This window comes from Paraburkholderia sp. (genome assembly GCF_035501035.1).
Lineage (GTDB): Bacteria > Pseudomonadota > Gammaproteobacteria > Burkholderiales > Burkholderiaceae > Paraburkholderia.
The window spans coordinates 24232-31984 of sequence record NZ_DATJWR010000128.1; the positions used below are offsets into that span (position 1 = coordinate 24232).

Annotated in this window: 8 protein-coding genes and 1 tRNA gene; 5 read left to right on the forward strand and 4 right to left on the reverse strand. The window is 64.8% G+C overall.

Annotation, left to right across the window (positions count from 1 at the left end):
• Positions 1 to 730: 730 nt before the first annotated feature.
• The 3 genes from VMJ11_RS09170 (at position 731) to VMJ11_RS09180 (ending at position 3638) form a co-directional block, all read left to right on the forward strand.
• On the forward strand, positions 731 to 1795 hold the full coding sequence (locus VMJ11_RS09170) for a glycosyltransferase family 4 protein (protein ID WP_325619099.1): 1065 nt from the start codon (positions 731 to 733) through the stop codon (positions 1793 to 1795).
• 329 nt (positions 1796 to 2124) lie between these two features.
• Positions 2125 to 3081: a hypothetical protein gene (locus VMJ11_RS09175; protein ID WP_325619101.1), complete on the forward strand. Its 957-nt coding sequence runs from the start codon at positions 2125 to 2127 to the stop codon at positions 3079 to 3081.
• A gap of 92 nt (positions 3082 to 3173) precedes the next feature.
• Positions 3174 to 3638, forward strand: coding sequence for a DUF2214 family protein (locus VMJ11_RS09180; RefSeq protein ID WP_325619103.1), 465 nt, complete (start codon positions 3174 to 3176; stop codon positions 3636 to 3638).
• A 316-nt stretch (positions 3639 to 3954) separates the two neighbouring features.
• On the opposite strand, the gene VMJ11_RS09185 is transcribed toward VMJ11_RS09180, so the two are convergent.
• The 4 genes from VMJ11_RS09185 to VMJ11_RS09200 form a co-directional block, all read right to left on the reverse strand.
• Positions 3955 to 4029: transfer RNA gene (locus tag VMJ11_RS09185), tRNA-Val, on the reverse strand.
• Positions 4030 to 4078: 49 nt separating this feature from the next.
• Positions 4079 to 4825, reverse strand: a complete 747-nt coding sequence (dnaQ, locus tag VMJ11_RS09190; RefSeq protein WP_325619104.1) for a DNA polymerase III subunit epsilon — start codon at positions 4823 to 4825, stop codon at positions 4079 to 4081.
• 46 nt (positions 4826 to 4871) lie between these two features.
• A complete protein-coding gene (gene rnhA, locus VMJ11_RS09195; protein ID WP_325619105.1) occupies positions 4872 to 5321 on the reverse strand; it encodes a ribonuclease HI in 450 nt (149 codons plus the stop codon).
• Positions 5318 to 6241, reverse strand: coding sequence for a class I SAM-dependent methyltransferase (locus VMJ11_RS09200; protein WP_325619106.1), 924 nt, complete (start codon positions 6239 to 6241; stop codon positions 5318 to 5320). Before VMJ11_RS09200 ends, rnhA begins: the two co-directional genes overlap by 4 nt.
• 20 nt (positions 6242 to 6261) lie before the next feature.
• Between VMJ11_RS09200 and gloB the strand changes: the two genes are divergently transcribed.
• Both gloB and VMJ11_RS09210 read left to right on the forward strand, forming a co-directional pair.
• A complete protein-coding gene (gloB, locus tag VMJ11_RS09205) occupies positions 6262 to 7092 on the forward strand; it encodes a hydroxyacylglutathione hydrolase (RefSeq protein WP_325619107.1) in 831 nt (276 codons plus the stop codon).
• Positions 7093 to 7246: 154 nt separating this feature from the next.
• A partial coding sequence (locus VMJ11_RS09210; protein WP_325619108.1) for a transglycosylase SLT domain-containing protein occupies positions 7247 to 7753 on the forward strand: 507 nt, incomplete at its 3' end.

The following is a 7753-nucleotide window of genomic DNA, read 5'->3' on the forward strand; positions in this document are numbered from 1 at the left end:
TTCGTCCGTGCAAGTTCAAAAGAAGCAAGAAGGCGCGCAACGGCGACGAACGGCTTTTGGCGCGCGGCAACGAAGGCGGACTTCCCGCATTGTAAACACCCCTGGCCCAAGACGCACCGCCTGTGCCTGGCGGACGCGCATCATATCGCGACACGATCGCCGGGGATACGGCGCCGCGACATCCTGTTGCGGCGGAGGTTCAACGGTAATCCTGGACTGTTTTAGAGATAGAATTACGGATTGCATTCGGAACGGCGCCGTGCTCGCACAAAAAGCGCCGGGCTCCGGCGCGGCAACGCAACCACAGACAGTCGGAAGTCGGCAATCGCCAGCAGCCGCAGTGGTATTGTGCCGCGCGTCCCCAAATCTAGAACTGTCTTAGAAAACAGGGGGTTGCGGAGTGTTTCCGGTTTGTAACAACGTAAAGAGTTTGAAATGATCCAGCCGGTAGTTTCCCGAGAACGGGATAATGCCGACTCGAACGGCGTAGGGAATCTGACAGCTTTTGTGTCAACGACCGCGAACCCTGCGCGTTTACCGCCTGAACCGCCGCGTGTGTCCTCATGCCACTTCACAACTGCGTCGGGTCTGTGTCCGGATTTCCGGCGCGGTTAGCGGTATGGAACGCCCGGTACGGCGCGTTGGCGACAAGGAAGCCGCCGCCTGCGAGGGTCGATTGTCAAATTTGCAGTCTTTTGCCCGATTTATTACGAGGAAGGAGTTCACCACTATGCGAATCGCTCAAATCGCTCCGTTGCACGAGGCGGTTCCTCCCAAGCTGTACGGCGGCACGGAACGGGTGGTCTCCTACCTGACCGAAGCGCTGGTCGAACAGGGCCACGATGTCACGCTGTTCGCGAGCGGCGATTCGGTCACCTCGGCGAAGCTCGAAGCGTTCTGGCCGCAGGCGCTGCGCCTCGACCCCACGATTCGCGACGTGATGGCTCCGCACATGCTGCTGCTCGAAGAAGTGCGCCGCCGCGCGGAAGAGTTCGACGTGCTGCATTTCCACATCGACTACTACCCGTTCTCGCTGTTCCAGCGCCAGCCGGTGCCGTTCGTCACGACCATGCACGGCCGTCTCGACCTGCCCGAGCTGCAGCCGATCTTCAGCGCGTTCAGCGACGTGCCGGTCGTCTCGATCTCGGACAACCAGCGTATCCCGCTGCAGCAAGCCAACTGGCAGCAGACCGTCTACCACGGCCTGCCGGAAGACGTGCTCAAGCCGATTCCGAACGTCGAGCCCGGCTACCTCGCATTCCTCGGCCGCGTCTCGCCGGAGAAGGGGCTTGACAAGGCGATTCGCATCGCCGGCCAGGCGGGCATGAAGCTCAAGGTCGCGGCCAAGATCGACAAGGCCGACCGTGCCTACTACGAAGAAGTCATCAAGCCGCTGATGGCGCTGCCGCACGTCGAGTACATCGGCGAAATCGGCGAAGCCGAAAAGCGCGAATTCCTCGGCAATGCGCATGCTCTGGTGTTCCCGATCGACTGGCCGGAGCCCTTCGGTCTCGTGATGATCGAAGCCATGGCGTGCGGCACGCCCGTGATCGCGTTCAAGCGCGGCTCGGTGCCGGAAGTCATCGACAATGGCGTGTCGGGCTTCGTCGTCGAAGACGAAATCAGCGCAGTCGCGGCGGTCAAGCGCCTGTCGACGCTGTCGCGCGAGAAGGTGCGCGCGGCGTTCGAGGCACGCTTCTCGTCGAAAGTGATGGCGCGCAACTACGTCGCCGTGTACGAAGAACTGCTGCGCCAGAAGCGCCGCACCGTGCTGCGCGAAGTCGCCGCCGGCTAAGCCTTCGCCGCCATGGGCGCGCTGCGGCGCGCTCCTCTGTCTCAAGCAACGCCCCGGAGCACGCGCTCTGGGGCGTTGTCATATGGGCGACGCGATGTGAGGACAGGCCGCAATGTCCCTATAATGGCCGTGCCGCGAAAACCGCGGCTTATTTTTGACAGTAGAAGCTGCCTTGCACGGGACAGGAGTAGGAGCTTTGCATAGTGCCGGAGTCAGTGCTAAAGCACCAACTCCGACCGACAGCTAAAGCGCCAACTTCTGTCGACAGCTTTGCATGGGACAGGAGTAAGCACTAAAGCGCTAACTCCCGTCGACAGAGGAGAAAGCCCTTGACGAGAACCCGACCGACGCCCACGGCCACCTTACCCGGTGCCGGGACGCTGTTCGCGCTGCGCGCGATCGGGCTCATGATCCTGGCGCGCTGGCTGCACTCGATGGCGCAGATGGACTTCCTCGCCGCGCTCGAAGGCATGGCCTCGTCGCCGGCGGCGTGCCTGAATCTCGTCTTCCTCTTCCTGCTGATCGTGCTGCCCGGCGCCAAGGCGCGCGTCGAGCGGCCGTTTCATCCTCTGCCGCAGTGGCTGCGCCAGGCGCTGCGCTTTTTTGGGGTGCTCGGTTTTCTGTTCGCGATCGGCTCGATCGGCGCGTTCGTCTGGGCCGCCGGCTGGCGGCGCACCGCTCATACGGTTGCCGATACCAACGGCTGGCTCGTCGCCGCGCCTGCGCTTTACGCGGCGGTGGTCTGGATCTGCCGGCCGCGCGCGCTGTGGCGCACCAATATCGCGGCGCGTCGCTTCGCGATCGGGCGCTTCGCGGTGTCGATCGACGCCGTCGCGCGCACGACTGTCGTCTGGCAGGAGAGCCGCAAGGTCGGGCAGTACGATGCGCGCGAGCTTTCGGTGCGGTGGCTTTCGGGCGCTCCCGAGGGCGGGGCGTCGGCGCGCGGGCCAGCACTTTTGTCCGCGCCGGCGCCAACGCAGGCGGACGTCGCCGACGTAGACTATCCCGCGGCGCCGGCCGGCGGTGCGGATTCCTCGGGCGCGGCCACCGGGCAAGAGGCCGGGTCGCCTGCGCCGAGCGCGTCCGCCGTGCAGCGGCCGGCGCCTGCGTCGCTGCCACCGGCGCAGGCGGGCAAGCCTGCGCGCTGGCCAAAGATCGAATTGCTTTGGGATTCTCCGGCTGCGGCGGGCCACAATCGCCAGATCGTGTTTCGCGTGCGGCTCGCTTCCGATGGCGATCGCACGGCTGCGCGCGCGCTCGATGCGGCGCTGGAGGAGCAGGTCTGACGCGCCCATAGCGGTGCTGCACGACGCTCAGCCGGCACCGACCCCGCTGCGCTGCTGCTTGCCGTTCCTGTCGTCCACTCGAAGGAGTCGCAATGCTCACACGCTGGTTGCTCGCCGCCGTCCATCTGCTCGCTTTCGGCTTCGCGCTCGCGTCGATTCTGCGGCGCACGCGCGGACTGCGCCGCTGCACCTCGACCGAAGACCTGCCCGCGATCTTCAGCGCCGACAACGGTTGGGGTGGCTCGGCGCTCGTGCTGATCGTGACCGGTGCGATGCGTGCGTTCGGTGGCTTCGAGAAGGGCGCCGGGTACTATTTCCACGAGCCGCTTTTCCACGTCAAGATGGGGGCGCTCGTGCTGATCCTCCTGCTCGAGATCCCACCGATGATGGCACTGCTGCGCTGGCGCCTCGCCGTGCGGCGCGGCGATGTGCCGGATCTCACTAGCGCGCCGAAATACGCTCGCATCGGGGTATGGCAGACCGTGCTGCTCGTCGTGATGGTGTTCGCGGCGACGGGCATGGCGCGTGGCATCGGTCTCGATACTGGCGGCGAGTAGTGCGATCGGGCTGTGAGCCAACGGGAAACGCGCGCGGGAGCGGGTTATTGTTGCAGGCAGGCAATGCTTCGTTTTACTGAAGATTTCTGGCCATGGCGGCAGTTTGTCCGGAATTCGACGCGGGTGAGTAGGGCGCAGAGACGATGCGCTCATGTGAGCCATCGCCACGATGGCTAATCACCGCAACGAGGTAGGGAAGGGGATGCCTCAGTGCGGCGCAACACGGTTTCGCATTACGCAAAGCAAAAAGCCTCGTTGCGTTCGCAACGAGGCTTTTTATTCTTCGGTGTATTGGCTTTACCAACACCAGGAATTCTGGTGGGTAGTACTGGGATCGAACCAGTGACCCCTGCCGTGTGAAGGCAGTGCTCTACCGCTGAGCTAACCACCCGAAGAGATTGAGATTATGCAGGGCATTCTCGATCTTGTAAAGCCCTTTTTTAAGCATTCTGCGTATCGACCGCATTTTCTTCGGCGGCCACAGGCTCGGTGCGCCAGACGGACGTTCCCTTGAGGGCCTTGTCGAGGTCGTCGAGCAAAGCGTTGTGCGCGGCCAGCTCTTCATCGCTTGCCGCGATCACGGGCAGCTCCAGCGAGTCGAACTGCACGCGCGGCGCGGCGGGCGCACCCGGCTCGGCTTGCTCGCCGAGCATGTCGATGACGAGGCTTTCCTGGCCGCGCGTCATCGCGAGATAAACCTCGGCGAGCAGCTCCGAGTCAAGCAGTGCACCGTGCAGCGTGCGGTGCGCGTTGCTGATGCCGAAGCGTTCGCACAGCGCGTCGAGCGAGTTGCGCTTGCCCGGGAAGATCTGTTTGGCCTGCACAAGCGTGTCGATCACCTCGCCGCAATGCGCCTTGAACGCCGGCTTGCCGAGCAGCGCGAGCTCAGCATCGAGAAAGCCGATGTCGAACGGCGCGTTGTGGATGATGATGTCCGCGCCGCTGACGAAGTCGAGAATCTCGTCCGCGACTTCGGCGAACTTCGGCTTGTCGGAAAGGAACTCGGTCGTGAGGCCGTGCACCGCGAGCGCGCCTGGGTCGCTGTCGCGTTCCGGATTCACGTAGAAGTGCAGGTTCTTGCCGGTGAGCCGGCGGTTCACCAGCTCGACGCAGCCGATTTCGATGATGCGGTCGCCCGTGCGGGCGTTCAGGCCGGTGGTTTCGGTATCGAGAATGATCTGGCGCATGTCGTGTAAAGCGTAATGGCGTGATGAAGCCGCGCGTGGCGCGTGCTCAGAGTTCGGCGAGGGTGGCGACGCCGCGGTTCGCGAGCGCATCGGCGCGCTCGTTCTCCGGATGGCCTGCGTGGCCCTTCACCCAGCGCCACTCCACCTGGTGCTGCGCGACCAGCGCGTCGAGCCGCTTCCAGAGGTCGTCGTTCTTGACCGGCGTTTTCGCGGCCGTCATCCAGTTTTTCTTCTTCCAGCCGTGAATCCACTCGCTGATGCCCTTTTGTACGTACTGCGAGTCGGTATGCACGATCACCTTGCACGGGCGCTTGAGCGCCTCGAGCGCGGCGATCACCGCCATCAGCTCCATGCGGTTGTTGGTCGTGCCGGCCTCGCCGCCGAACAGTTCCTTTTCCTGCGCACCGAAGCGCAGCAGCGCGCCCCAGCCGCCGGGGCCGGGGTTGCCCTTGCAGGCGCCGTCCGTGAAGATTTCGACGAAGTCGGGTGTGCTCATGTGTCCTTGCTGCGAGTGGGGGAGGGGGTGGTGGCGGCGGCCTTCAGGCTCGGCGCCAGCGCCGGTTTCTTGACCTTTAGCGGCCCGACGAGGCGCATGCCGCGCACGCGCTTGATCGCCGTAACCATATAGATCGCGCCGAAAATCGGCCACCAGCGGTCGCCGGCGGCCTCCATGAAGGCGTAGCGGCCGAGCCACTGATCGGTCGCGAGCGGCGGACGATAGCAGCCGAAGCGCCCGCGTTCAAGCTCGAAGCCGAGCAGCTTGATCCAGTCCTTCAAGCGCGTGAACGCGATCAGGTCCTGCCGTGCGGGCAGGAACGGATGCCCGGTCAGCTTCGCGACGGACTGGCGCGCGCCCCACAGCGAAAGCGAGTTGAAACCGACGATCAGCAGCTGTCCTTCGGGCATCAGCACGCGCTCGGCTTCGCGCAGCAGGCGGTGCGGGTCGCTCGTGAACTCGAGCGTGTGTGGCATCACGATCAGGTCGACGCTCTGCGCCTCGAACGGCAGATCGAGATGATCGCACCATACGGTGCTACGGCCCGCGGGCGCGTGGCGCGATTGCGGGCCTCCGGCCGCCGTCGCCTGGGCGCGGCCTTCCAGCGGGGCGCCTTCCCGTGCGCCGGAGAGGTCGAGCGCGCCCGCCATGGCGTCGGCGCCACCCGCGTAGCCGTGCGCCGCCGCGGCCGGAACCGTATAGGGTGCGCTCGCCGCACTGGCCGCGTCGAGCACGAGGCCGCGGCACGACATGCGGTTCTCGCGCAGGGCGTCGAGCTGCGGCAGGCCGAGCTGCAGCGCATGGTAGCCGAATACGTTCGACACCACGCGGTCGAGCTGCTCCTGCTCCCAGCCGAGCACGTACCGTCCAGCGGGCGAGGCGGCCCAGGCGGGCCAGTCTATAATCGTTCGGTCAGACATGTCGAAAAATACGTCGCCCCATGAAGAGTCCGCTTGAGTACGCGCGTTCGCGCGACGCGTACGAATACGTACCGGTTCCGGCTTTTGAAGACAATTACATCTGGGTCGTGTCGGACGGCCGCAACGCCGTCGCCGTCGATCCGGGCGACGCCGCGCCGGTTCGCGCATACCTCGCGAAGCGCGGCTGGCGGCTCGTCGCTATTTTACTCACCCATCATCACAACGACCATGTCGGCGGTGTGGCGGACCTGCTCGCCGACGCTCGTGTGCCGGTCTACGGTCCGGCTGGCGAGGCGCTCGGCCCACTCGATCCGTTCGTCACGCGCGTGCAGGGCGGCCGCGCCGTCCATCTGGACGCGCCCGCGCTCGACTTCACGGTGATCGATGTGCCGGGCCACACACGCGGCCACATCGCGTATTTCCAGGCCGCGGCCCCGGGCGGCACGCCGCACCTGTTCTGCGGCGACACGCTGTTCGCCTGCGGCTGCGGCCGCCTCTTCGAGGGCACGCCCGGGCAGATGCTCGCCTCGCTCGACGCGCTCGCGGCGTTGCCCGGCAATACCCATGTGCATTGCGCGCACGAATACACGCTGTCGAATATCCGCTTTGCGCTTGCCTGCGATCCCGGCAACGCTGCGCTGCGCGACTGGAGTCGCGAGGCGGCGTCGCTGCGCGAGCGCGGCGTGCCGACCCTGCCCACGACGATCGCGCACGAGCGCGCCGTCAATCCGTTCCTGCGCGCGGGTGATGTGGCGGTGCAAGCCGCGCTCACCGAAGCGCTACACGCACCGGTGCGGGACCGGCTTGCTGCATTCACCCTGATGCGCGAATGGAAAAACCGTTTCCGCTGACCTGGGCAAATGAGGGGTATGCTCAACCCAATCGTGTGGAATCGCACACAAGCTATGGATTTTCATGGCTTTTTTTCCAATAATTCCGATTGACGGAAACGGGTGCGTTCCGTACTATCGGCTGCAAATTCCAGCCATGCGGATGTAGATTTTCATGCGATTTATTTTTAGTGCGCTGCTGGTCCTTATGCTCGCCGCCTGTGCGAGCGGGGGACCGTCTGCGAGTTCTTCAGCCCCAGCCGACGCTCAGGCCAACGCCGACCTCATCCGAAAGACCTCCGCAGCAAAAGAAACCATTAACGTCGATCAAGGTTCCGTCGATCAGCTCACGAGCCCCGACGCCGACCTATGGGGGCGCATCAAGCGCGGTTTCCAGATTCCCGACCTGCAGAGCGACCTCGTCGACATGAACGCCAACTGGTATGCCCAGCGGCCTGACTATGTCGCGCGCATGACCGAGCGTTCGCAGAAGTACCTCTATCACATCGTCGAGGAACTCGAGGCGCGCCACATGCCGACCGAGCTCGCGCTGCTGCCGTTCATCGAGTCCGCCTATAACCCGCAGGCACTTTCGGTCGCCAAGGCGGCCGGCATGTGGCAGTTCGTGCCGGGCACCGGCCGCACCTACAACCTCAAGCAGAACATGTGGCAGGACGAGCGC